The 24,714-nt window shown below is 47.6% G+C and carries 21 protein-coding genes; 13 read left to right on the plus strand and 8 right to left on the minus strand.

The features are described 5' to 3' along the window. Positions 1-116: 116 nt before the first annotated feature. The 3 genes from EXU85_RS26815 (at position 117) to EXU85_RS26825 (ending at position 6,224) form a co-directional block, all read left to right on the plus strand. A complete protein-coding gene (locus EXU85_RS26815; protein WP_142775029.1) occupies positions 117-3,548 on the plus strand; it encodes a ThuA domain-containing protein in 3,432 nt (1,143 codons plus the stop codon). A gap of 116 nt (positions 3,549-3,664) precedes the next feature. Continuing rightward, on the plus strand, positions 3,665-5,302 hold the full coding sequence (locus EXU85_RS26820; RefSeq protein WP_142775030.1) for a CotH kinase family protein: 1,638 nt from the start codon (positions 3,665-3,667) through the stop codon (positions 5,300-5,302). Positions 5,303-5,354: 52 nt separating this feature from the next. Then, on the plus strand, positions 5,355-6,224 hold the full coding sequence (locus tag EXU85_RS26825) for a glycosyltransferase family 2 protein (RefSeq protein ID WP_142775031.1): 870 nt from the start codon (positions 5,355-5,357) through the stop codon (positions 6,222-6,224). 85 nt (positions 6,225-6,309) lie between these two features. On the opposite strand, the gene EXU85_RS26830 is transcribed toward EXU85_RS26825, so the two are convergent. Both EXU85_RS26830 and EXU85_RS26835 read right to left on the minus strand, forming a co-directional pair. Then, positions 6,310-7,191 (minus strand): hydroxypyruvate isomerase family protein, encoded by an 882-nt coding sequence (locus EXU85_RS26830; RefSeq protein WP_142775032.1) that lies wholly within the window; start codon positions 7,189-7,191, stop codon positions 6,310-6,312. A gap of 93 nt (positions 7,192-7,284) precedes the next feature. After that, the gene (locus tag EXU85_RS26835; RefSeq protein ID WP_142775033.1) at positions 7,285-8,052 is read right to left on the minus strand and encodes a DUF1080 domain-containing protein; all 768 of its coding nucleotides are present in this window, start codon (positions 8,050-8,052) and stop codon (positions 7,285-7,287) included. 165 nt (positions 8,053-8,217) lie between these two features. On the opposite strand from EXU85_RS26835, the gene moeB reads away from it, so the two are divergent. The 7 genes from moeB to EXU85_RS26870 all read left to right on the plus strand — a co-directional run bounded on the left by moeB (position 8,218) and on the right by EXU85_RS26870 (position 13,137). Then, positions 8,218-9,357 (plus strand): molybdopterin-synthase adenylyltransferase MoeB, encoded by a 1,140-nt coding sequence (moeB, locus tag EXU85_RS26840; RefSeq protein WP_142775034.1) that lies wholly within the window; start codon positions 8,218-8,220, stop codon positions 9,355-9,357. Between the two features lie 150 nt (positions 9,358-9,507). Next, the gene (locus EXU85_RS26845; RefSeq protein ID WP_142775035.1) at positions 9,508-10,560 is read left to right on the plus strand and encodes a lysylphosphatidylglycerol synthase transmembrane domain-containing protein; all 1,053 of its coding nucleotides are present in this window, start codon (positions 9,508-9,510) and stop codon (positions 10,558-10,560) included. A 29-nt stretch (positions 10,561-10,589) separates the two neighbouring features. After that, positions 10,590-10,841 carry a hypothetical protein gene (locus tag EXU85_RS26850; RefSeq protein WP_142775036.1) on the plus strand — a complete coding sequence of 84 codons (252 nt, stop codon included), beginning with the start codon at positions 10,590-10,592 and terminating at the stop codon, positions 10,839-10,841. Further along, entirely contained in the window at positions 10,825-11,151 is a 327-nt protein-coding gene (locus EXU85_RS26855; protein WP_142775037.1) for a type II toxin-antitoxin system RelE/ParE family toxin, read from the plus strand. The genes EXU85_RS26850 and EXU85_RS26855 overlap by 17 nt, the downstream gene beginning before the upstream one ends. Positions 11,152-11,160: 9 nt before the next feature. Next, the gene (gene rfaE2, locus EXU85_RS26860) at positions 11,161-11,640 is read left to right on the plus strand and encodes a D-glycero-beta-D-manno-heptose 1-phosphate adenylyltransferase (protein WP_142775038.1); all 480 of its coding nucleotides are present in this window, start codon (positions 11,161-11,163) and stop codon (positions 11,638-11,640) included. 194 nt (positions 11,641-11,834) lie between these two features. Further along, entirely contained in the window at positions 11,835-12,257 is a 423-nt protein-coding gene (locus EXU85_RS26865; protein ID WP_142775039.1) for a DUF2147 domain-containing protein, read from the plus strand. Between the two features lie 214 nt (positions 12,258-12,471). Next, the gene (locus tag EXU85_RS26870) at positions 12,472-13,137 is read left to right on the plus strand and encodes a zinc metallopeptidase (RefSeq protein ID WP_111350688.1); all 666 of its coding nucleotides are present in this window, start codon (positions 12,472-12,474) and stop codon (positions 13,135-13,137) included. An 88-nt stretch (positions 13,138-13,225) separates the two neighbouring features. On the opposite strand, the gene EXU85_RS26875 is transcribed toward EXU85_RS26870, so the two are convergent. Further along, on the minus strand, positions 13,226-13,624 hold the full coding sequence (locus EXU85_RS26875; RefSeq protein WP_142775040.1) for a phage holin family protein: 399 nt from the start codon (positions 13,622-13,624) through the stop codon (positions 13,226-13,228). Positions 13,625-13,701: 77 nt separating this feature from the next. Here EXU85_RS26875 and EXU85_RS26880 point away from each other — a divergent pair, with 77 nt between their 5' ends. Both EXU85_RS26880 and EXU85_RS26885 read left to right on the plus strand, forming a co-directional pair. Then, entirely contained in the window at positions 13,702-14,430 is a 729-nt protein-coding gene (locus EXU85_RS26880) for a class I SAM-dependent methyltransferase (RefSeq protein ID WP_142775041.1), read from the plus strand. A gap of 95 nt (positions 14,431-14,525) precedes the next feature. Continuing rightward, on the plus strand, positions 14,526-15,335 hold the full coding sequence (locus tag EXU85_RS26885) for a hypothetical protein (RefSeq protein ID WP_142775042.1): 810 nt from the start codon (positions 14,526-14,528) through the stop codon (positions 15,333-15,335). 37 nt (positions 15,336-15,372) lie between these two features. Here EXU85_RS26885 and EXU85_RS26890 read toward each other — a convergent pair whose 3' ends face one another. After that, entirely contained in the window at positions 15,373-17,037 is a 1,665-nt protein-coding gene (locus EXU85_RS26890; protein ID WP_142775043.1) for an amino acid permease, read from the minus strand. Between the two features lie 144 nt (positions 17,038-17,181). On the opposite strand from EXU85_RS26890, the gene gldA reads away from it, so the two are divergent. Then, the gene (gldA, locus tag EXU85_RS26895; protein ID WP_142775044.1) at positions 17,182-18,099 is read left to right on the plus strand and encodes a gliding motility-associated ABC transporter ATP-binding subunit GldA; all 918 of its coding nucleotides are present in this window, start codon (positions 17,182-17,184) and stop codon (positions 18,097-18,099) included. A 79-nt stretch (positions 18,100-18,178) separates the two neighbouring features. On the opposite strand, the gene EXU85_RS26900 is transcribed toward gldA, so the two are convergent. The 4 genes from EXU85_RS26900 to EXU85_RS26915 form a co-directional block, all read right to left on the minus strand. After that, positions 18,179-18,712: a DUF4136 domain-containing protein gene (locus EXU85_RS26900; protein ID WP_210422410.1), complete on the minus strand. Its 534-nt coding sequence runs from the start codon at positions 18,710-18,712 to the stop codon at positions 18,179-18,181. A gap of 120 nt (positions 18,713-18,832) precedes the next feature. Beyond that, the gene (gene aroB, locus EXU85_RS26905; protein ID WP_142775045.1) at positions 18,833-19,873 is read right to left on the minus strand and encodes a 3-dehydroquinate synthase; all 1,041 of its coding nucleotides are present in this window, start codon (positions 19,871-19,873) and stop codon (positions 18,833-18,835) included. 134 nt (positions 19,874-20,007) lie between these two features. Further along, positions 20,008-20,817, minus strand: a complete 810-nt coding sequence (locus EXU85_RS26910; protein WP_142775046.1) for a hypothetical protein — start codon at positions 20,815-20,817, stop codon at positions 20,008-20,010. Between the two features lie 5 nt (positions 20,818-20,822). Beyond that, the gene (locus EXU85_RS26915; RefSeq protein ID WP_142775047.1) at positions 20,823-24,635 is read right to left on the minus strand and encodes a tetratricopeptide repeat protein; all 3,813 of its coding nucleotides are present in this window, start codon (positions 24,633-24,635) and stop codon (positions 20,823-20,825) included. Positions 24,636-24,714 lie beyond the last annotated feature (79 nt).

Raw genomic sequence — 24,714 nt, forward strand, 5'->3', positions numbered from 1 at the left:
CGTTCGCTTTTTCGTTACTTTTGTTTCCCAATAAAAGTCTATTGAATCATCAAATAAGTTAAGCGGCTAATTGGCTTGTAGCCGTAAAAAAACCAATCTGCATAAATCCCAATCCTATGAAAAACTTACGGCTTCACTCCCAGGCATTGTTGCTGATGGGCGTGCTGGCAACTGCCGTGTCTACGCCGACAAATACGGTCTGGGCACAAACAACGGCCAAACGAACAGCCAGTAAACCGGCTATGGCTTCGGCAGACAACCCTATGGCCCTGAACCGGGTATTGGTCTTTTCGAGAACGAAAGGGTTTCGGCATGCCTCTATCCCTGTTGGAAAGATGGCCATTATGAAACTCGGCCAGGAAAACGGGTTCGGCGTTGATACCACCGAAGATGCCACGAAAATTAATGAAGCAAACCTTAAACGCTACAGTGCGGTTATCTTCCTAAGCACTACGGGCAATATCCTCGACGATGTCCAGCAAGCCGCTTTTGAACGATACATTCAGGCAGGCGGTGGCTTTGTCGGTATTCACGCAGCCGCAGACACCGAATATGACTGGCCCTGGTACAACCAGTTGGTGGGTGCTTATTTCTTAAATCACCCGAAGCAGCAAAACGCCGAAATTGACATCATCGACAAAAGTCACCCATCAACTAAAATGCTGCCGGACGTATGGAAGCGCTGGGATGAGTGGTATAGCTACAAGAGTATCCAGCCTGATCTGAAAGTCCTGGGTAAACTGGATGAGAAAACCTACGAAGGAGGCAAAAACGGCGACAATCACCCCTTTATCTGGCATCACGATTTTGATGGTGGGAAGGCTTTTTACACCGGTGGTGGCCATACGGATGAGTCATACAGCGACCCACTCTTTTTGCAGCATATTCTGGGTGGTATCAAATCCGTAATGGCAACCAGCCTGAAATTTGGCCAGGCTAAAACGCAACCCTTTCCTGAGGAAAACCGCTTTGAGCAACAGGTGTTGATTCAGGGGATGGATGAACCAACGGAATTGGTTGTATTAGACAATGGCAAAGTACTGTATACGCAGCGCAAAGGTGAGCTGACGGTGTATGACCCCAAGAAGAAATCGAAAAAAGTAGTCGCTAATTTCCCGGTTTTCAGCAAGTTTGAATACGGCCTGATGGGTCTCAACATCGACCCAAACTTCAAGCAGAATAAGTGGATCTACGTCTATTACTCCCCATCAACCGGAAAAACCGTTGCCGATACAGCCCAACACTTATCGCGCTTTGTATATGATGATGTGAAGGATACCGTTCTGCTCAATACCGAAAAAGTACTGCTCACCATTCCTGTAAAGCGTGACGGTTGCTGCCATACAGGCGGTTCGATTGCCTGGGATCGGAAAGGCAATTTGTACCTCTCGGCAGGTGACGATACCAACCCATTTAACTCCGATGGCTATGCGCCTATCGACGAGCGGGCCGGTCGCGGTGGTTGGGATGCCCGGTTGACCTCAAGTAACACGAATGATTTGCGAGGTAAAATTATGCGGATTCATCCCGAAGCTGATGGCACATACACCATTCCCGAAGGAAACCTTTTCCCCAAAGGAACGCCAAAAACCCGGCCCGAGATTTACGTAATGGGTAACCGCAATCCGTATCGTATTTCGGTGGATCAGCGCACGGGGTTCCTGTACTGGGGCGAAGTTGGCCCGGATGCCGGTAACAACAGCACTAAATACGGCCCACGTGGTCACGACGAAATGAACCAGGCCCGCAAGGCAGGCTATTTTGGCTGGCCGTTGTTTGTGGCTGATAACCGTCCTTATAATCAGCGCACCTTTGCCGATAGCACAACGGGCCCTCTGTTTGATCCGATGAAACCGATCAACAATTCGCCCCACAATACCGGCCTGACCGAGTTGCCACCCGCTCAAAAAGCGTTTATCTATTACCCCTACGCAGAATCGCCGGAGTTTGGCGAAATTGTTGGCAAAGGCGGTCGTAATGCGATGGGTGGCCCCGTGTATTACTACGACGATTATCCGGAAACTGCGGTAAAATTTCCCCGTCATTTCGATGGCAAATTCTTTGCTTACGACTGGATTCGCGACTGGATTCATCCGGTTACGATGAAAGAGAACGGCGATTTCGTGAAGATGGAGAACTTCATGCCCAGCACAAAGTTTTCACACATCATCGATATGCAGTTTGCCAATGACGGCTCACTCTATACGATTGAATACGGCCAGAAATGGTTCGGCGCCAATGCCGACGCCCGCCTGTCTCGCATTACCTACAACGCCGGTAACCGTAAGCCGGTTGCGGTGGCTAGCTCGAACAAAACAGTTGGTGCTGCTCCGTTAGTGGTGAAGTTCGATTCGAAAGGATCCATGGATTATGACGGCGATGCGCTGAAATATGAGTGGTCATTTGGAAATGGTGCGCCAAAGCAAATGACGGCTAACCCAACGGTTACGTTTAGCAAACCCGGAACCTATCCGGCTACCCTGAAAGTGACCGATGCTGCTGGAAACGTAGCCACGAAGTCAATGGAAATAAAGGTCGGAAACGACGAACCTAAAGTAGAAGTCGCCGTTGCCGGAAACAAGACCTTCTATTTCGCTGACAAACCGGTGAAGTATGCAGTAAAAGTGGTTGATAAAGAAGACGGAACCCTTCAAAAAGGAATCAATGCCGACGATGTTACGATGACAATTGACTACCTGGAAGGCTTCGATAAAACGATGCTGGCACAGGGGCACCAGGCTAATCTGGGCACGTCTACAGGCAAGCGGCTGATGGAGTTAAGCGACTGCAAAGCCTGCCATGCTATTGACCAGAAGTCGATTGGACCCGCTTACATCGAAGTGGCCAGGAAATACAAAGGTGCTCAGGTTGAAGGAAAACTGGCGCGGAAGATTATTTCTGGTGGTGGCGGTGTTTGGGGCGAACAAGCCATGAGCGCTCACCCACAGTTGAAAGAAAGCGAAGCCACGGATATGGTTCGCTACATCCTCTCCCTGGCCGATGAGAAAAAGGCAAATCGTCAACCTATTGCAGGCGATTACGTACCCGCACAGCAGAAAAAAGACGGTTCCTACATCCTGACGGCCAGCTATACCGATCGGGGTAACGGTATTATCGGGCCCCTCACAGGCTCAACGTCGTTGGCATTGCGGTCGCCAATGGTAAAAGCGATTTCAGCAGATGGTAAGCAGGATATTTTCCAGTACGATATTCCAACGCTGGGCCCAGCGGCTATCGGTACCAAATCGGGTAGTTTTCTGGAATTTAACGACATTGACTTAACTGGTATTCAGGCGCTTACACCTTCCGTATTTGCCTCAAATGATCAGGTTGCTGGCGGTAAACTCGAAGCAAGACTTGACTCCCCTACGGGCACGTTACTAGGCGAAGCCGATGTAAAACAAGGAACAGCGGGCCAGGTTAAACTTCCCTTCCGGCAGCCGGTTCAGGGAGTACATAAACTATACCTCGTATTTGTAAACCCAAGTGCCGGCCCAAAAGCACTGTTTGCGGTCGATAAAGTACAGTTCAGCACGCAGGGTATGTAAATTGTGTATGCTTGATAGATAGATAAAAAGCCCCAGCCGAAATCGGCTGGGGCTTTTTATTGTCGAAAGTCCAAGAAAATAGCCGTATTTTTATACACAAAAGCGACTCCACTCTTATGCGATTTTACTGTCTGGTTTTACTTCTCAGCGTTAGTTTACTCAACCGTCCCGCATCTGCGCAAACGCTCACCTCATCCAACCTGCCTATTTTGATCATTAATACGAACGGGCAAACTATTCTGGACGAACCAAAGATTGTAGCCAGTCTTCAGATTATTGATAATGGCCTTGGTAAACGAAATAACGTGACCGACAAACCAGCATTCATCAGTAAGATTGGTATTGAAACGCGGGGAGCTACGTCGCAACAGTTGTTTCCTAAAAAGCCATACGGGATTGAATTGCGTGATACATCGGGGCTGAACTCAGTAAACGCGTCCATCCTGGGCATGCCCTCCGAATCAGATTGGGTTCTCAATGCCACCTATAACGACAAAACGCTGATTCGGGAAACGCTCACCTACGATCTGAATCGGCAACTCACTAAGTACTACACTCCTCGTTATCGCTACTGTGAGGTAATCCTGAACGGTAGCTACAACGGCATTTACATTCTGTTCGAGAAAATAAAGCGTGACAAAAACCGCGTTGACGTTTCCAATATCAAGAAAACCGATGTATCTGGCGATGCATTGACGGGTGGCTATATTTTCAAAATCGATAAAACAGAAGGCTCTGCTTCACGTACCTGGAATTCGCCCTACAAAAGCAGTGGAAAAACAATTCCGATTCAGATTGACCGACCCAAGATAGAAGACCTCGCCGAGGAGCAATTCCAGTATGCTAAAAAATTCGTAACAGATTTTGAGAATACACTTGCCGGGCCTCAGTACCAGGATTCCACGGCTGGTTATCGAAAATACATTAACGACGATTCTTTTGTAGACTACTTGTTGCTGACTGAAGTTTGTAAAAATGTGGATGGCTACCGACTTAGCTCGTTTTTCTACAAAGACAAGGATTCAAAGGGAGGCAAGTTAGTAATGGGTCCCATCTGGGATTATAACCTAACCTACGGCAATGCGAACTATTGCAACGGCAATTCGTATCAGGACTGGGCCTATAATTTCAACCGCGTCTGCTCGGACGATGGGTATCAGATACCCTTCTGGTGGGATCGTCTCCTCACCGACCGTCGATTTGCCAATAATGTGCGTATCAAATACCAGGCGCTTCGCAAGACAGTTCTGAAAACGGAGCGAATTCAAGCTTACGTCGATTCAGTAGCAAACGTGCTCACCGAAGCCCGCACCCGAAATTTCCAGCGCTGGCCGGTTATCGGTGTGTACGTCTGGCCAAATGGCTACGTAGGGCAAACCTACCAGCAGGAGGTCGACTATTTGAAAACGTGGGTTAAAAATCGTCTGGAGTGGATGGACACCGCCATTATACCTTTCGGCTCCGAAATCCTGGCCACCGAACCAACCGATCCGTTTAAACTGACTATTAGCCCAAATCCGTCATCGGGAGGTGACATCCTGGTACAATACCAATTACAACAACGCGCCAACGTTCGCCTAACCATAACTGATGCCACCGGACGAGCTGTGCATGCACTCGCCTGGCCAAACCAATCAGCAGGCGACCATCAGGAACTACTACCAGCCCGTTCGTTACCTAGCGCGTCGGGCGTATATTACCTCCAATTGGATGCGGATGGGAAACCCGTTAGCCGCAAGATCATACGATTTTAAGGACGAAATCTACCTTATCTTTACCGGCTCGTAGTCAACTCGACCCGTTTCCATGAAAGTAGCCGGATTCAGCTTTATCCGAAATGCCATTCAGTTCGATTACCCCATTGTAGAGGCTATTACATCAGTCTTGCCACTTTGTGATGAGTTTGTGATTGCCGTTGGCGATTCGGACGACGACACGCTGGGGTTAATTAAGGCCATTCCGTCTGATAAAATCCGAATTATACGTTCGACCTGGGATGATAACGCCAAAGCGGGTGGACGAGTCTTAGCCCTAGAAACCGACAAAGCTCTGGCGGCAATTTCACCAGACGCCGACTGGGCGTTTTATATTCAGGGAGATGAAGTATTGCATGAGCAATATATTCCGGTTGTGAAGGAAGCCATGCAGCAGTATTTAACCGACAAAAACGTTGACGGTTTACTGTTCAAGTACCTGCATTTTTACGGTTCATACAGCTACATCGGCGACTCCCGGCGGTGGTATCGGCGAGAAATTCGGGTGATTCGCAATACAGGGAATGTGGTTTCTTACAAAGATGCGCAGGGATTTCGGACAAAGGATAATCGTAAGTTGAAGGTCAAATTGATAGATGCCTACATCTACCATTACGGCTGGGTAAAGCCTCCCGAAACGCAGAAAAAACGGCTTCGAAACGCCAATCATTTCTGGAACAGCAGCGAAACCATTGCCCAGGCCAATGCCGGTGTCGACACATTTGAGTACAGCCACATCGACTCACTGGCCCACTTCACGGGTACGCACCCTGCCGTTATGCAAGCCCGCGTTGATCGGCTCAACTGGCCATTCACCTTCGATACCAGCCAGAAACGCTACTCGCCAAGAGTCCGGTTTCTAACATTCATCGAAAAGCTAATCGGCTGGCGGATTGGAGAATACAGGAATTACAAACTATAAAAGGAGTAAAGGGGAGAGGGAGTAAAGGAAATGCAGTATTAATCCCTTTACTCCCTCTCCTCCTTCCTCCCCCTACTCCCTCTTTTTAAACATCACACAAAACCACCGCTTCTTTCAGGCTTGTTAGTGGATCACGTTTGGGAATGAACTCCTGGGCGACAAAGCCTTTGAAACCCGTGTCGACAATGGCTTTCATAATGGCTGGGTAATAGAGTTCCTGGGTTTCGTCGATTTCATTCCGCCCCGGATTGCCGCCTGTATGGTAGTGGCCAAAGTATTTATTATCGGCACGGATCGTACGGATAATGTCGCCCTCCATGATCTGCATGTGATAGATATCGTACAGCAGTTTGAAGTTATCAGAGCCTACTTTTTTGCAAAGCTCTACACCCCAGGCGGAGTGATCGCACATGTAATCTTTATGATCTACTTTGCTGTTGAGCAGTTCCATAATCATCGTGATACCGTACTTTTCGGCACTAGGCATCAGGCGTTTTAGGCCAACCGCACAATTTTCCATGCCCTGCTCGTTGCTCATGCCCCGGCGGTTACCCGAAAAACAGATAACTTGCGTCAGGCCCGCTTCTTTCATTTTCGGAAAGATAGCCTCGTAACTGGCAACCAGTTCGTCGTGAAACTTCGGGTCGTTAAACCCATCAGGAATACCTTTCCCGGCACCCTGGGCCATCGAACAGGTCAGGCCATATTTTTTCAGGGTAGGCCACTCGGCTGGACCGGTCAAGTCAATGCCTGTGATACCCATGTCCTTAGCAGCTTTGCATAGGTCATCCAGCGAAATTTTACTGTAACACCACCGGCAAACCGCGTGATTGATACGTCCTTTTAATAGTGAGGCAGCTTGTTCAGATTGAGTCATAGAGCTGGCAAAGGAATTAGTCAGAGCAGGGAGTGCCAATGCACTGCCTGTTAACGTTTTAAGGGCCGTTCGGCGGGAGGATGATTTCATACAATTTTGACTAACAGAACGATGGAATGAGTGAATGATAGAGCAATGAACCGACAATCGTATTCGATCATTCACTCAGTCTATCACTCAAAATTATAACTCACGAATCCGAATATTACGATACCAGACTTTGTTGCCGTGATCTTGCAGGGCAATGTGCCCAGTCGAATATTTACCAAAGCCTTCCCACCCCTTAAATTTACTCTCGGATACCATTTTATCCCATTCGGGTCCGCTGGTTGGATACTCGGCTGTCTTCTTGCCATTCAGGTATTGCTCCGCTTTACCGTCTTTGATAACCAAACGGGCTTTGTTCCATTCACCAGCGGGTTTGGCGGCTCCCAGGTTAACCGGCTTTTGTAAATCATATAGCGCGCCAGCTGTCCGGTTATTATCCCGACCTTGCTTTGCATCGGGATGCCGCTCATTGTCAAGAACCTGCATTTCGGGGCCCGTCTGATAAGTCGCCTTGTATTTAGGATCTTCGTGGACGTGATAGATAATACCGCTATTGCCACCTTCCGCAATTTTCCACTCCAGTTCCAGCTCAAAATCACCGTACTCTTTATCCGTTACCAGATCACCTGCCCCACCGGCTGTCAGGTGGATGGCACCATCATTAACGGTCCATTTTTCTGGAATGGGTTGTCCCGCTTTTAAATAGGTATGCCAACCCGTTAATGTTTTGCCATCGAACAAGGTCTCCCATTTCCCTTTTTTCGGCATAAGCTCATGCAATTGTGTAGCAGGAGTGTTACCGGGATTGTCAGATGCCAGTGTAAAATTGTAAGTACAGGTCATAGCCAGTGCCAAAAGACCAACAGTCAGGGGTTTGCTGACCGTAACATGCGCATTGTTCATAGTTGAGAAACGTTTGGATTTTGCCGGGGCAATAGTACTAAAAAAAAGTACATATCGAGCGTTTACTAAATATTTACGTTTGATCTTAGTTTAACGCAATTTTAGTGATGAAAAATCTGTTTGTTTATAGCGCTATAACCTCACCCAACTCAATCAACTAAGTTTATGGAAGCAACAACGCTGGTACCTTCCGAAAAGCAACGCTATCAGAAGCACCTGAATCTCCCTGAAATTGGCTCTGTAGGCCAATTAAGGCTCAAAAACGCCCGTGTACTGGTTGTGGGCGCAGGTGGGCTGGGGTGCCCGGTATTGCTTTATCTGACAGCCGCTGGCGTTGGTACCATTGGCGTTATTGACCCCGATGTTGTTGATCTAAGCAATCTGCAACGTCAGGTACTTTATACAACCGATGAGATTGGCAAACCCAAGGCAAAAATCGCTGTTAATCACTTAAACCGGCTCAACTCCGATATCACCTTCGATACCTACACCATGTCGCTGGATATTAGCAACGCCCGCGCCATCATCGAAGCTTACGATATTGTCGTTGACTGCACCGACAATTTTAAGGTACGCTATTTAGTGAATGACATATGTGTCACGTTGGGAAAACCGTTTGTGTACGGTGCCATTCATCGTTTTGAAGGTCAGGTAGCAGTGCTGAACGCCGATCTCGGCGACGGCCGACGCGGCCCAACCTATCGGTGCCTGTTCCCTGAATATCCGAATGAAATTGAAATTCCGAATTGTAACGATACCGGCGTATTAGGCGTACTACCTGGCGTTATTGGTACCTATCAGGCCAATGAAGTCATCAAGCTCATTACAGGCATTGGCCAGTCGCTAAATGAACACCTGCTGATGGTTGATCTATTAACGATGGTCCAGCAGAAAATCAAAAACAAACGTCGGGCTGATGCCCTCGAACTTGCTAAACAAGGTTTAGCAGCAGCAGGATTGCGTCCTACACTCAGCGAATCAGGCCCACAGAAAATGTCGGTTCAGGAATTAGCAGAACGAATGGCGCTGGGTAACGATATTTTCCTGCTGGATGTTCGCGAACGGCCAGAATATGACCTATGCCACCTTGAAGGTGCGGTGTTGATTCCTGTCGGTATGATTCCGAACAACCGGAAGCGTATTCCAACCGATCGGCCGGTGGTTATTTATTGCCATCATGGTATCCGCTCAGCCAACGTGGCGCAGTATCTGTATGCACAGGGCGGCCTGACCAATCTGTATAACCTCGACGGTGGTATTAACGCCTGGGCACGCGACATTGAACCTGAAATGGCCATCTATTAGCTTATAACGCAAAGCTGTTACATCCATATCAACGAAACTCCGTTACTTTGTAGCGGAGTTTTTTTGTTAACGCTGCCCAAAGGCTGCAATTTTTAGTACTCTCAGCGCGGCTTTCCATCGGAACGCCGAACCGACCGCATTACACGCTATATGAATATCAAGAATATTCTCAAATACCTTGTTTCCCTATCTATTGCCGGGGGATTACTTTGGTTTACATTTCAGCAAAGCCACCTTGATGCTGCCGGTTTGTGGCAAAAAATCAAAGCCGCCGATTATAGATGGGTGCTACTGTCGGCCGTTTTTACAATTATCGCCCACTGGAGTCGGGCCGAACGCTGGCGTATACTACTGGAACCTGTTGTTCCACAACGGCCTACTTCGCTCGATACAACGGTTAGCGTTCTAACCGGTTATCTGGCTAATATGGCCTTGCCCCGAGCTGGTGAATTTGTTCGCTGTGGTACACTTTACCGCCTGTCAGGCGTACCCGTCAATGTCAGTTTCGGTGCTGTAGTAGCCGAACGACTCTTCGATTTACTTATGCTGGTGTTGCTTCTGGCGGCCACATTCATACTGGAGTTTGATCGTATCAGTCAATTCTTTCTGGACTTTTTAGGCGGCAAGATGCCCAAAGGCTCCAGTGGCTCAGGGGTATTAGTACTGGTAGGCGCTGTACTGCTAGGGCTAGCGCTATTGAGTTGGTTTCTATTCAATCGTTACCGTGAAGCATTAGGTCGCCATCCATTGTATCAAAAGGTCAGCGGCTTTCTAAAAGGGCTACTGGATGGACTGCTTAGCGTTCGAAAAATATACAGACCAGGGGCATTTGTGTTTCACACGCTGCTTATCTGGACAATGTATTACCTGATGTCGTATACCTTGTTTTTTGCTATGCCCGCTACGGAAAACCTCGGCCCACTGGCTGGACTAACGATTCTAATGGTTGGCACATTGGGTATGGCAGCTCCTACGCCGGGCGGTATCGGTTCGTTTCACTTGCTGGTTGGGCAGGTCGCGTTGCTGTATGGTCTTACCAGCCAGGATGGGCAGATTCTGGCCACATTCATTCACGGTGTTTCTACAATTATGATTATCATTCTGGGAATTCTGGCTTTACTATTCGTGCTGCTCCGGCGCAATAAGACAACCAATTTACCCGATGTACTGGACGATCCTAAAGCCGTAAAACTGGAACCGTAATCACGTATATTTGTAAAAACAGAACAGCTATGAGCGTCGCTGAAGAATTACATAAAACGATAGACGAACTTTCTGAAGAGCAGCAGCAGGAATTACTGGAAACGGTTCGTCAATTTCTACAGGAACAATCGGTGGTTAAAGAAGATAATTCTACTTATCAGACATTGCTCAAAGAGCTATTGACAAAGCGGTATGAACAATACAAAGCCCATCCTGAAACGGGTATTTCAGCAGAGGATGCCTCTCAACGTATCCGCCTAAAGTATGGATGGTCCAAATAAATTTTCAGTTGTGTTAACTGAACAAGCCGACTTTGACCGTGACCGAATTATTGATGAATTAATCGCTCGTAAACCTACCCTAGGGCTTCAATGGCTGGATGCTTACGAGTATACGGAGTCTCTACTTGCCAATAATCCCTACATATATCAGGAGCATTTTCTGTTTGTCAGGAGAGCACATTTGCGAAAATTTCCTTACACAATTTACTATGTGATCGATGAAATTAACGCCATCATTTTAATAACGGCAGTCCTTCATCAGAAACAAGACCCTGCCATCATTCTTGAGCGGCTCAATATTGAGTTTTGATTGCATTACATGACTGAATCCAAAATCCTCACCCGTGAAGAGGCCATCCGTCAGGCCAGCCAATGGCGCGCCGAAGGGCAGCAAATCGTTTTCACCAACGGTTGCTTCGATATCGTTCACCTAGGCCATATCGACTACCTCGAAAAAGCGCATGCCCTCGGCGATCGCTTGATTCTGGGCCTTAATACCGATGCGTCGGTGAGTTGTATCAAAGGTCCACTACGTCCTGTTGTGAACGAATACGCACGGGCGCGGCTTATGGCAGCCCTCGAATTCATCGATGCCGTTGTCTTATTCGGGGAACCCACCCCTCTCGAACTAATCGAAGCCGTGCAGCCAGATATTCTTGTCAAAGGAAATGATTATAGCGTCGCAACCATTGTCGGCGCTGATTTTGTGCTAGGCCGGGGTGGCCGTGTCGAAACGGTCGAACTTGTGCCGGGCTACTCCACAACCAAACTGATTGAACGAATCAAACAAAGTTACTAGGCTCTATACTACTAAGGGACTCTAAACCTGATTACCAAGTAATCAGGTTTATTACTTGATCATTTAATCTACTATGTTTATGGATTTAGAAATATATTCATTAGATTTAGATTCTGTTACGAAACAACGTTAGCCACTACCTGGATTGCCGGAGTCGTTTCAGTTGATTTTCACCTTATAAATCAGCGTCCTTAATGACTTTATTACGCAGCCAACGTTATTTTGGGGGCTTAAGCCTAGTAGTACTCCTCTTATGGCCTATCGCGGTCAAGTCATCGGCAGATCATACCGGAGACCAGATTCTAGGACGTTGGCTGTTTCCGGCCAGAGGCTCGAGCGTAGAAGTATACAAGTCTGGTGATCGTTATTTTGGTCGCATATTCGCGGTTAGTCCCACCGGTAAACATCAGTTTGGCGTGGCCAAAAATCAATTATTAATGCAAAATTTATCATTCGACGGAAAAGGCTGGTCGGGTGGCGAATTGATTCATCCGAAAACGGGGAATCATTTTGATATTGAACTTCAACTCCTCGATTCGCAGACGCTCACTGCCCGAGTTTATAAAGGATTCAGATGGCTGCATAAGGAATATGTGCTAACCCGGGCTCCCCAATAACCGTCTTCTTTTTTAAGTTTTACATTCGGCTCTACCCATTGAAGGAGTAGAGCCGAATGCATATTGGGCGTTTAAATGGCTCGCAGGGTTGATAAATGGTCAACGTGCGGGGATACTTTTTTGGGCTAACTGTTGTTTTACTACTAACGACCGAATACATTGGCCGTTTAATTGAAACCACAAACCTGACTAATTGACGATGATCTGGTTAATTATGATTCTCATCTTCGGCGCTAGCGCATTCGTGAGCTGGCGACTACGAAGTAAATTCAATGAATATTCTCAAATTGGCCTTAGTAATGGCTTAAGCGGTGCAGAAGTGGCCCAGAAGATGCTAAACGAAAATGGCATTTACGACGTCCGCGTTGTTTCCGTTGAAGGTATGCTCACTGACCACTATAACCCGGAAGAAAAAACCGTGAATCTCAGTGCCGATGTCTATTATGGCCGGAGTGTGGCAGCTGCAGCTGTTGCTTCTCACGAATGTGGACACGCTGTTCAGCATAAATTAGCCTATGCACCCCTGAAATTCCGGTCGGCCATGGTACCTGTTCTGACGGTTTCGTCGCAGTACATGCAGTGGATATTGCTGGCTGGTGTTTTGCTCCTCCGGACAACGCCAATTCCACTGGCTATTGGGGTCGCTTTATTTGCGCTGACAACGCTGTTTAGCTTTGTAACCCTACCCGTAGAATTCGACGCCAGCCGCAGGGCACTGGCCTGGATTCAGACACGAGGCATCGTGAACCAGCGTGAATACGGTTTCGCAAAAGATGCGCTCTGGTGGGCCGCTATGACCTATGTAGTTGCAGCTCTAGGCTCTTTAGCTACCTTGCTTTATTACGCCAGTCTCTTGCTGGGTGGTCGCCGTAGCGACTAATCAGTAAACAGTTTTTACAATTAAAAAGCCGGATCGTAACTGATCCGGCTTTTTTTGTAACGCCGACCGTTCCGGTCGGTGCTACACATCAAACTAATCTCAAATACGAAAGTGCCATAACTACATGCCCGGATTCAACCATTTCTGGCGTTGGGGCTGAACGGTCAATCAACATACCTGCTACAGCGACAGACACGGCAATCACGAGCGCGGGCCAGAAACCAACGATGGTAAAACTGTCCATAAAATTGTCGATCAGTTTCAGTAACAGCGCCGTCACCACGATCCGAACGAGGCCTGTCAGCAGAAAAAACGTGACCAGATTGAGTGGAAAGCGAATCAACCAGCCAACAAAGAAGTTCAGTAAACCCAGCAGCAGCGCGATTAGAACGGCTGTTCCAAAATTTTTGACATCAACCTGTGGCATGAGGTAAGCCAAGCCGAAAATGACGGCCGCATCAAGTAATACGTGTAAGATAAGATTCATAAAGTGATCTAATTGGTTAAATTGAACAACCGTTTGGGTTTGAGATGGTTTAGAGACTGTACCCAATTAACGTAGCTATGCAACGGCTCTGGATTTTATGTTTCGTATTAATTTTGGGTGGTGGTCCTGGCTTTTCTCAACAACCAGCTACCTCCTCTCCAGCCTCTTCAGCAAAGGTATATAACCTCAGGAAACCTAGTCGAGACGGGACCGGCAAAATTTATCAGGGCCGAGAAATTGCGCAGGTCATGGGGCACCTTGGTGCGTCGTGGCTTGAACGGCCCGAACGGGAACAGGAAGAACGTACCGATCTATTATTAAAAGCATTACAGTTAAAACCCACCGATGTGGTGGCCGATATTGGCGCTGGAACAGGCTATTTCACATTCCTGATGGCCCCTAAACTTTCCAAAGGGAAAGTGCTGGCGGTTGATATACAACCGGAAATGATAACTTACCTAACCGAAGGGAAAGCAAAACACAAAGTCAGTAATGTAGAGCCCGTGCTTGGCACTGAATCCAATCCTAAATTAATGGCGAGCAGTATCGATATAGCCATTCTGATTGATGCCTATCATGAGTTTTCGTATCCACGCGAAATGATGGAGCACATTACATCCGCACTAAAACCAGGCGGACGGGTAGTACTGGTCGAATACCGCGCCGAGGACCCATCCGTACCGATCAAAGAACTCCACAAACTAAGTGTAGCTCAGGCAACAAAAGAAATGAAAGCCGCTGGCCTGAAACTATTAAAAAACGACGATCGGCTACCCCAACAGCATATCATGTTTTTTGGGAAGTGATTAGGTTGTACCACCAGTCAATTTTCTTCAATAAATTACAACCATTTGACCTGTATTAGAATCTCTCAGGAAACTGCTATTCATTATTGGTTCGTATGCGCACTTTCTACCTTTTTGCTGGAGCGATCATATTTCTGCTAGGTTGCCAGGATGGCAATAAAGTTGACCCCTTTAATGCGCCAGTGCAATCCCTGGCGGATTTACCTGCCGATTATCAGCCAATACAGAATGGCAGTTCGGTTGCTGGCCGACTAAAAAGTGAGGTTCATGCCGGACAATTAAGTGGTGAATGGCTATACAATCAGCAGGGCAAGTTAGTTGAAGGGAGACGATATCTATCCGGACAAATCACGACAGCCGATCAATATCGATATGATGCCGCTGGACAGTTACGGTATGTGCAACACTTTACGAATGGCTGTGCCTTTTCAAGCCTTTCCACTTGCAGTGGACCTATTACCTGGATAAGTTATGATGACATCAATACAGACAATCTTGGCCGTATTCGGGAGAGTCATACATTTTTGAAGCAGTCGGGCCAATGGGAATTACAAAGTATAACTGCCTATGAGTACGATAACCAAAACAAGCCACTGAAGATATTGCGTTACGATAGCTCGCGCAAATTAGGCTCAACTCAGGAATTCACCTATGACAATAAAGGCAACATCATTTCGCTACGGGAGCTAAATACGACAGGAACACCCGATCTCGCTGACCGTACATTTACCTACGACTACGATCAGGGACTAAACCCATATGCGGGTACAGTCCACTATATCTCTCCTTTTTTCTCAAGCCGACACATGCTACGTACCGCTGGTGCAACCTACGAATACGCACCGAACGGGTACCCCGTCCGAATTCAGCAAAACAATCTGGTAACGGAGTTGTCATACTATTGATTGTCGAACCAGCTACTAGAAACGCGTCTATAGGGTTCTATTTACCGGCCAATTTACTTTTCCTGAACCCGTATGAGAAATAAATCACAAGCCCAATAACCAGCCAGATACCAAAAATTTTCCAGTTGCTGGCACCTAATTCCGTCATGAGATAGAGGTTGGTGAGTACGCCGATTACGGGTAACAGGGAGAAGTTATACCGAAAACCTTGTACGGCTAATAGTACCCATACGCCCCAGAATACAATTAACAGCGGCTTATCCTCAAGCGTTTGGATCAGGTTAGCACCCGTCAGCGCATAAGCCACTACAGCTAATAGAACAGCCCCAATAATGTATTTTCCATTGATGTAAGGCACCTTGAACTTCGATTGTGCCGTCAATCCCTGGGCATCTAAATACAAAATTCCGGCACAGACGAGAATAAATGCAAAAAATGTCCCTACGCTGGTCAGATCTACGAAGAATTTCAAGTCCATAAACAATGAGGGAACGGCCACCAGAAAACCCGTAACTATTGTAGCAAATGAAGGCGTTTTATAGGTAGGATGAATTCTCGAAAATCGCTTCCAGAGCAACCCATCCCGGCTCATGGTCATCCAGATACGCGGCTGCCCAAGTTGGTAAACCAGCAACGCACTTGTAATGGCAACTACCGCACTGACAGAAATCACACCAGCCACAAAATCAAGGTTTACTTTCTGAAACACATAGGCCAGCGGATCACTCACGCCCAGCTCTTTATAATTAACCATTCCCGTTAGCACGAGTGTGATCAGAACATACAGAACTGTGCAAATTCCCAGACAGTAGAGCATGGCGCGCGGCAAATCGCGCTGGGGGTTTTTACATTCTTCGGCCGTAGTTGAGATAGAATCGAACCCAATGAAGGCAAAAAAGACAGAAGCCACTCCGCTCAACACGCCCGATACCCCATTTGGTGCAAACGGCGACCAGTTGGCAGGTTTGACATAAAAAGCACCTACGCCAATCACCAGGCCTATTACGGCTAACTTTAACACAACCAGAATATTACTCGCCGTACGTGATTCTTTTATACCGATATAGACCAAGGCCGTAATCAGTACCGTAATGGCACCTGCGGGCAGGTTGGCAATTAGTTTGAGATCGCCAAGCATGGGAGCATTGGCAAACGCATCGGCTAGTACGCGTGTGTTTTCGGGTAACGTAGTCAGGCTCGTTCCGGCTTGCTTCGTCTGTTGAACCAGATCAAAAGCGCGAGACGCTGAACCGTAATCAGTAGCAAAATATTTGGGAAACGTGATGCCAAAGCCACTGAGCATAGACGTGAAATACTCCGACCACGAAATAGCAACGACCATATTACTAACGGCATATTCGAGAATAAGCGCCCAACCAATGACCCACGCAAATATCTCCCCAAAGGCCACATACGCGTACGTATAGGCACTGCCACTCACAGGAACCGTGCTCGCAAACTGTGCGTAACTTAGTGCCGTGAACACGCAGGCAATGGCCGTAAACACAAACAATAAGGACACAGCCGGACCACCGTTATAACTCGCCAGACCAATCGTACTGAAAATACCGGCACCAATGATAGCGGCAATGCCAAACGAGGTGAGGTCACGAACACCCAGCGTCTTGACCAGCTTGCTGGATTCACCCTCGGCAGCATCACTTAAAATTTGAGTTACGGTCTTTTTGCGTAAAAGGGACATAAGTTGGCGGAAGAAAAACAGTGTCTATTGATGTTAAACAGCTAAAATAGAAATTCTTTCCGGTTTTTAATCTCTTAGGTTTACATTCGCCTTATGCCAATTAGCCATCGGCTGTCGTTCATTGTTCAGTATTACCTGTAAACTATGTCCATTCGGGTTCAGAATCTTACGAAAGTATATAATCAGCAACGAGCTGTCAATCAGATTTCACTCCAGGTAAAACCGGGCGAAATTGTTGGATTTCTTGGCCCCAACGGTGCAGGAAAATCGACAACCATGAAAATTGCTACGGGCTACCTCACTCCTACCGAAGGCACCGTAGAAGTGAATGGCTTTGATGTCAGAACCCATTCCATGGATGTTCGCCGGAGCGTTGGTTATTTGCCGGAGCACAATCCGCTTTATCTGGACTTATACGTGAAAGAATACCTGCGCTTTGCGGGTTCGCTACACGGCCTGCGTGGGTCTGACCTGAGTCGGCGTATTACAGATATAATTGAATTGGTAGGTCTGGGACGTGAGCAGCAAAAACGAATCGGGCAATTGTCCAAAGGATATCGGCAACGGGTTGGTTTGGCTCAGGCACTGTTGCATAACCCGCCAGTATTGATTCTCGACGAACCAACAACCGGCCTGGACCCCAATCAGTTAGCTGAAATCAGGCAAGTCATTCGAAATGCCGGGCGCGACAAAACGGTCTTGTTCTCCACGCACATTATGCAGGAAGTTGAAGCCATCTGCGACCGCGTTGTCATTATCAATCGGGGGCAGATTGTTGCTGATGGGCCACTAAGTCAGTTGAGAAGTACGTCTTCGGGAGAAAACGTAGTGGTTATTGCCGAATTTGAAGGTGAATTAGCCAACCCTGATGTGCTCACGGCTATACCCGGTGTGGAGCACGTCGAACCTATAGAACGCGGTCAGTACCGAATTACAGCCAAGCCAAACACAGACTTACGAGCCACTATCTTCCGCCTTGCCGCCGATCAGAATTTAACGCTGGTGGGACTGCGCCAACAGGAAAATTCACTGGAAACGATTTTTAAGGAGTTGACCAGGTAATGTAAAATGAATAATGGGTAATGTATAATGACCGTCTAGGCCGTTATACATTACCCATTATTCATTTTACATTACCTGGCTATTTCGCTGTAGCCATCAAAGGGTACTGGTCAAAAATAGACCGGACAATCCCTTTAAAGTAGTTGTTCTTAAAGTTCTGATTACGCATCATTTTTGACGCATACCCTTTCCAGATCACCTGATACGACTCTGCATCGATGAGTGAGATCATCAGCGTGCCTTCATCGAGGTTATAGTCGATACGTTTGTAGGTAGCATCGTCATCTTCCCGTACCACCCAGTCTTTGATAACGGGTTGCTGATACCCCCGAAAACGAAGGTCAGACCGGAAGATATTATAAGAGATTAGCAGATTCGGACTGCGGTTACTAACCCGATACCCCCGGGCTTCCATTTGGTGCCGAATTGCATCCTGAATATCGGAGCAAAGAAGCGTCGAATCGACGAATTCACACTCCAGAAAATTGAAAGATTCGTAGTTTTTAAAATGGCCTTCGTAGCTATAATCATGCTCGACAAATAGCCTGCTCGACGAACAGCCTGCCATAACAACCGCGGATAGCACAAACAAAATACCAATGCACTTTTTCATACTCCAGTTTGTAAAAGTTTTTAATGATATACCAGGATGCGTTAGTAGTGAGATCAATCTTTGGGGTTGAACCCAAATATAACCGTAATTGTTTGGCAAACAATAGCGTATGGCAAATTTTTAATTCTTATTGAGCCCCCGGTAAAACTCCAGTCCCCGGCGCATTTCGGAAGGTGTAACGAGTACATCAAAGGCACAGCTACCCGGCCCATCGAGCAGGGACATCCGCACCTCCCGGCCACGATTCTTTTTGTCTTGTAAGGTTAATGCCAGAATGGGTTCAATGTCGTCATCTACTAGTCGCACATTACCATATACGGAAAATATGTACTCTTCGGTTGCGTTCAGCAGTTCCTGATCGATCTTTTTTTTCTGAAAGGCAATAAACGCTTCAGCTACCATGCCTACCGCAATTGCTTCGCCATGCAAAAGCCGCTTCCGATGCTGGGTTAAAAAGTACGTTTCGACGGCGTGGCCCAACGTATGACCAAAATTCAGGATCTTACGTAATCCTTTCTCGGTCGGGTCTTCGGCCACCACCCGTTGTTTAATGGCTACGGAATGCGCTACCAAAGCTGGCCAGTCCTGCTCATCCAGGTCACGCCGACGGATTTCATCCCACATACCGGCATCGGCAATCAAACAATGCTTAATGATTTCGGCAAACCCGGACCGGAGTTCACGCTCGGGTAGTGTTGTCAGAAAAGAAGGGTCGATCAGCACCGTGTTGGGCTGTTGAAATACGCCTATATGGTTTTTGTAGCCTCGGAAGTCAATACCCAGTTTACCACCTACGCTGGCATCTACCTGAGCGAGTAGTGTAGTTGGCAGCTGTGCAAAGGCAATACCACGCTTGTAGGTAGCTGCACAAAAGCCCCCCATATCGCCAATAACACCACCACCAAGATTCAGCACTAGTGAATGTCGATCAAAGTTAGCCCGAGTCAGCGCATCCCAGATCAACTCACAGGTGGCAATGTGTTTTTGCTCCTCACCCGCCTTAATCCGAACAAGTGTATGCTTCGGCAACATGGGTTTTAATTCCGGATAGCAAAACCGGAAGGTGTGATTATCGGCGATGACGGCGATGGCCGAGAAGTCGTAAGAATCCAGAAAAGCAGGTAGGCTTTCGGTAATAGGGGCGATGGTTACTGTTGACATACTGTAAAAGTACGGCAGGGGCGGCTTGGGATAACGAGAGAACCAGAAGATTTTTTTCTGACCCGTACTACAGCATCGAACGTTGCCAAACTGGACTGACAACACAGTTTAGCAACGTTCGATGCTGGCGTTCGCTACCAATCCAGATCGAGTAACGTTACGCCTTCTGAAAGGGATTCTTTTTCATACTCGGCGGGGGCTGTACTGAACATGGGCAACTTGCAGGCGGGTGGCATACCCACAATACGACCCGCTTCGTCAAGCTCAAACTTGAGGCAGGTGAAGGCAAAGGGCAGCGGAATTTCTCGCTTAAAACTAATCGTAGATTGGGCAATTTCTTCCACCTTGAGGGTGGCACTGGCCTTGAACAGTTTTTCGATCTCGGCGGCTTTGCCCGAAAAATTGACCTTGTCTTCATCGGCTACGTGTATCCTGAAATTGTCGCTGGTAATGATGCTATCGACCACCAGCAAATCGGAGTTTTTAAAGAAACCGGCTGTAGCTGGGTTCCCTTTATCGATAGTTTGGTATTTCAGAGCATTTCCCAACAGGCCATTATCGAACGTGCATTTGTAAACGTTGCTGAAGCTAAACGATAGCGCAGTGGCTCCCTTCATGATGCTTTCGATGCCGCTGTTTACGCCAAATCCTTTCAGGAAATTATTAGCGATTTTGATACCCACATCCAACCCCGCGCTCCGACTCCGTACCCCCGACAAATCGGCCAGATACTCTTTTTTAACCTCCTCATCACCCACCAGAAACCGATCTGGGTGTGTTAGTAGCCTACGCAGTGTGCCGCGTGGGTGTAATTGTTTGTTCGTACGCTCAATGACCAGTAAGGGTTTAACCTCGCCATTGGGTATGCGTAGGATTTCGGCTCGCAGCCAGTCTTTCAATACCGATACCAACGGGTCAACTTCTTTACAAAATAAGCGTTCCATCGAATTTATTGGGGTTGGTCTTCCTGGTCTTCTTGTAATCGCGCCAAACTACGCAGAACAATCTGCTGGTTATGCTCATCCTCAAACTCCATCAAAATAGCCAGCGATTTCTGGTAATACTCTTTGGCCTGACTCCACTCCCGCTCCTCTTGAGCCACCATGCCCAACTGATGATAGGTACTCGCCTGACCGTATCGGTCATTAAACTCCATCAAAATAGCCAGCGATTTCTGGTAATACTCTTTGGCCTGACTCCACTCCCGCTCCTCTTCAGCCACCCGGCCCAACTGATGATAGGTACTCGCCTGACCGTATCGGTCATTAAACTCCATCAAAATAGCCAGCGATTTCTGGTAATACTCTTTGGCCTGACTCCACTCCCGCTCCTCTTGAGCCACCCGGCCCAACTGATGATAGGTACTCGCCTGACCGTATCGGTCATTAAACTCCATCTTAATAGCCAGCGATTTCTGGTAATACTCTTTGGCCTGACTCCACTCCCGCTCCTCTTGAGCCACCCGGCCCAACTGATGATAGGTTCTCGCCTGACCGTATCGGTCATTAAACTCCATCAAAATAGCCAGCGATTTCTGGTAATACTCTTTGGCCTGACTCCACTCCCGCTCCTCTTGAGCCACCATGCCCAACTGATGATAGGTACTCTCCTGACTATATCGGTCATTAAACTCCATCTTAATAGCCAGCGATTTCTGGTAATACTCTTTGGCCTGACTCCACTCCCGCTCCTCTTCAGCCACCCGGCCCAACTGATGATAGGTACTCGCCTGACCGTATCGGTCATTAAACTCCATCAAAATAGCCAGCGATTTCTGGTAATACTCTTTGGCCTGACTCCACTCCCGCTCCTCTTGAGCCACCCGGCCCAACTGATGATAGGTACTCGCCTGACCGTATCGGTCATTAAACTCCATCAAAATAGCCAGCGATTTCTGGTAATACTCTTTGGCCTGACTCCACTCCCGCTCCTCTTGAGCCACCCGGCCCAACTGATGATAAAGGGGGGCAGAATACTTTTTAAGAGTTTCTGGAGAAAAACCTTGTAGATTATTATTGATAAGTAGAGCTTTTTTATAGGCTTCCTTAGCTTCAGCAACCCTTTTAATCAGTAAAAGTCTCGTTCCAACCTTATCCATTACTCCCGCAAACTCGTAGCCAATTTGGCCAACCAACATTTCTTTTGGATAACTTTCTATTTGAGCTAATATAGTTTGAGCTATTTGTAATCCTGATTGCTGGTCATTGTTGCTATCAGCGTACCTAGATAAGCATAAGAATGAGTAGAAAATACTCACGTGGTTTTTTAACGAAATTTGTAAGGCGTTAAAAATATTCGCGTATTCCATCTGAACCAGTATAATGCCCATTTGTCTTTCGTTGGCTTGTTTTGAATCAAGTAATTCATAGATTGCTTTGGCAAAGCCATCATAATAATTGCGGAAGGCAATGTCTAATTCCTGTTTCCTGGCGGCATCGGCACCGGTCTGTAGTTTTTGCTGCAAAAAATAAGGAAATACAGGTTGTAGACTGAGGATAGGCGAACCAGCACTAACAGGCTCCAGTAATCCCCACTTTACAGCTTCCCCAATAATGTCGGCCCAATGCTCAAACGAGTGCTGCTGGTAGGCAGGTTGTTGCTTTAGCTCCGTAAAGTAATTTTCAAGAAGGGTTAGGTTTATATAGCCCGAAAACGGGGCCAGGCATACCAGCAACTGCTGGGCATCAGCCGATAAGTTACTGTGGGAATACTCGATGCAGCGCAGAATTACTTCCTGCGGATCGATCCCTTTATCGCCAAGGCGTAGGTTCGCCATAATTTCCCCGGCTGTCTGGCGAGCCAGATTGGGCAGGATTACTTCCATCGCCAACGGATAGCCAGCCAGCAGGGCCATTAACTTGCCAAAGTCGGCGTCTTTGGCAATAATCCCCAGCAAACCGATTGGTTCCAGAATAAGACGGGCCAGGTCGGTTCGGGCTTCCTGATCCAAACCGGTCAGTTTATATACGTTTTTATCGAACGTAGCAGAAGCCAGCCAGCTTTCATCGCTTCTCGATCCGAAGATGACAAAGGACTTGATCGACTTCCCGGACTTTTTCCGGAGTCGGCTCAGGAAATCGCCCAAATCGGTTCGATCCGCTTCCGAAAGCGTATTCGGGATGGCCAGCGAAGTGCCTGTAATGGATTCAAAGTTGTCCAGAATCAGGCAATAGGCTTCCGTGGTTAATTTATCTTCGATTTTGCTGCGTTGTGTAACAAGGCTACTGGCCTGAAACTGTGCAAACTCCCATTTATTTAGCAATTGTCGGCCCAGCTCGTTCAGGATTTGTTCGAGTGTGTAGGCGCGTTTGTCGTAGCCAAAATAGAAAGTTTTTTTGACCCAGCCGGTTCGCTCCCACCAACGGGCCAGGTATTCGAGCAGCGTGGTTTTACCGGTACCGCCCATGCCCCGAACCAGCAGCATATTGTGTTTAAGCAGGTGTTTCTCAATGGATAGAATATCCAGGTCACGGCCCACAAACCCATACACGGGTTCGGCCGAGGGGTGGTAGGCCGCTTCCCGGCGTAGGTAATACTGTTCTTCCTCATCGGGTGTAAGTGCCTGCAACGTAAAGCTGACCGGCTGGTTTTGGTACAATACGGGCAGCAGCCAGTCTTCGAGTTCGATGGTTTGATCGAAATAAGCCTGGCGATTTTTGTTCATCGCCAGCTCGCGCCGACCACTGGCTATCGCCCGATTCAGGTTAGCATGATCGAACAGGGCTTCGTAGAGGTGTTGCATTAGCACCCGAGCGGCTGATACAGTTATAGAATAGCTTTGGCCTAGGACGGCCTGCACACCCGCTTCCATCAGTTTAGCGGCCAGACTGGTTTGATAGGGACCTTCCTCTTCTTTCGCCGACTGGCAGGCATTGAGCAGACAAACCGGAATGTTTCGGGCCTTTAATAGTTTCGCCAGATCTTCGGCACTGACCGGAACAGCCTGCCCTTTTTCGGCCCCTTCAAAGAGTAAAAAGGCTTTTTTGCCCTCATAAGTGGCCAGGTCGGATAAGCCCCAATTGGCCTGCATCTGATAGCGACTGCGGGATACCCCCTGTTGTATGTGTGTATACTCAAGTAACGCGCCGTGCGTATCGAAATGAACCAAATGGTAAAAACCGGCTGGTTTGGCATCTAAATGCTCCACCAACGATTGATACGTACCGGGGCGGAGAATATGGGCATCGACTCGGAGTTGAGCCGATTCAATTAATTCGATAACGGGGCGGATAATGGTTCGGTAGTTAACATCATCTTCCCAATCGGGCCGGGCCGTCACAAGTAGCAGATTCAGGACCGTCGACGGACTGATTGGAGCAAGAAAGCTGACGGGCTGGTTATTTTTGCGAAACACATTAGCCCGGCCAGCCGCAAAAGCTTCCGGAAGTTCCGGATCTTTTAATGCTTCCCAATGAATGGTATGAAATCCCGTACTTTTCCCAACAATCGCAAATTCAAGCTGGTCTAACCCCTGGTTTCTACAGGTTCTGTACTCAAAAGCGATGTTAGGTGTCTGAAAAAGAGCCGTGAACAGAGCCTCGCCGTACTGGCGAATTTCCTCTACAACACGTTTGACCCGTTCCCGGTCCAGAAATGGATTGCGAAGTTGCTGTTCAAAGTACCACTCAAATCGTCTTTCCTGATCCCGGTCAACAGGATTGGGCAATATTACTTCATACTGAGAACCATTGTTGAAAGAAATGCGTAAGGAGAAGCGCTGATCAGTGAAATGATCTTCCTGAATCATTATGACATTTGGCATGGTGTTGGAGGCAAGGTATGGCACCGAAATATAAGAATTTATACGCTGTGTGCTATTCCTGATAATCGACAGGGAATCA

Origin of the sequence: Spirosoma sp. KCTC 42546 (assembly GCF_006965485.1) — a bacterium.
Lineage (GTDB): Bacteria > Bacteroidota > Bacteroidia > Cytophagales > Spirosomataceae > Spirosoma.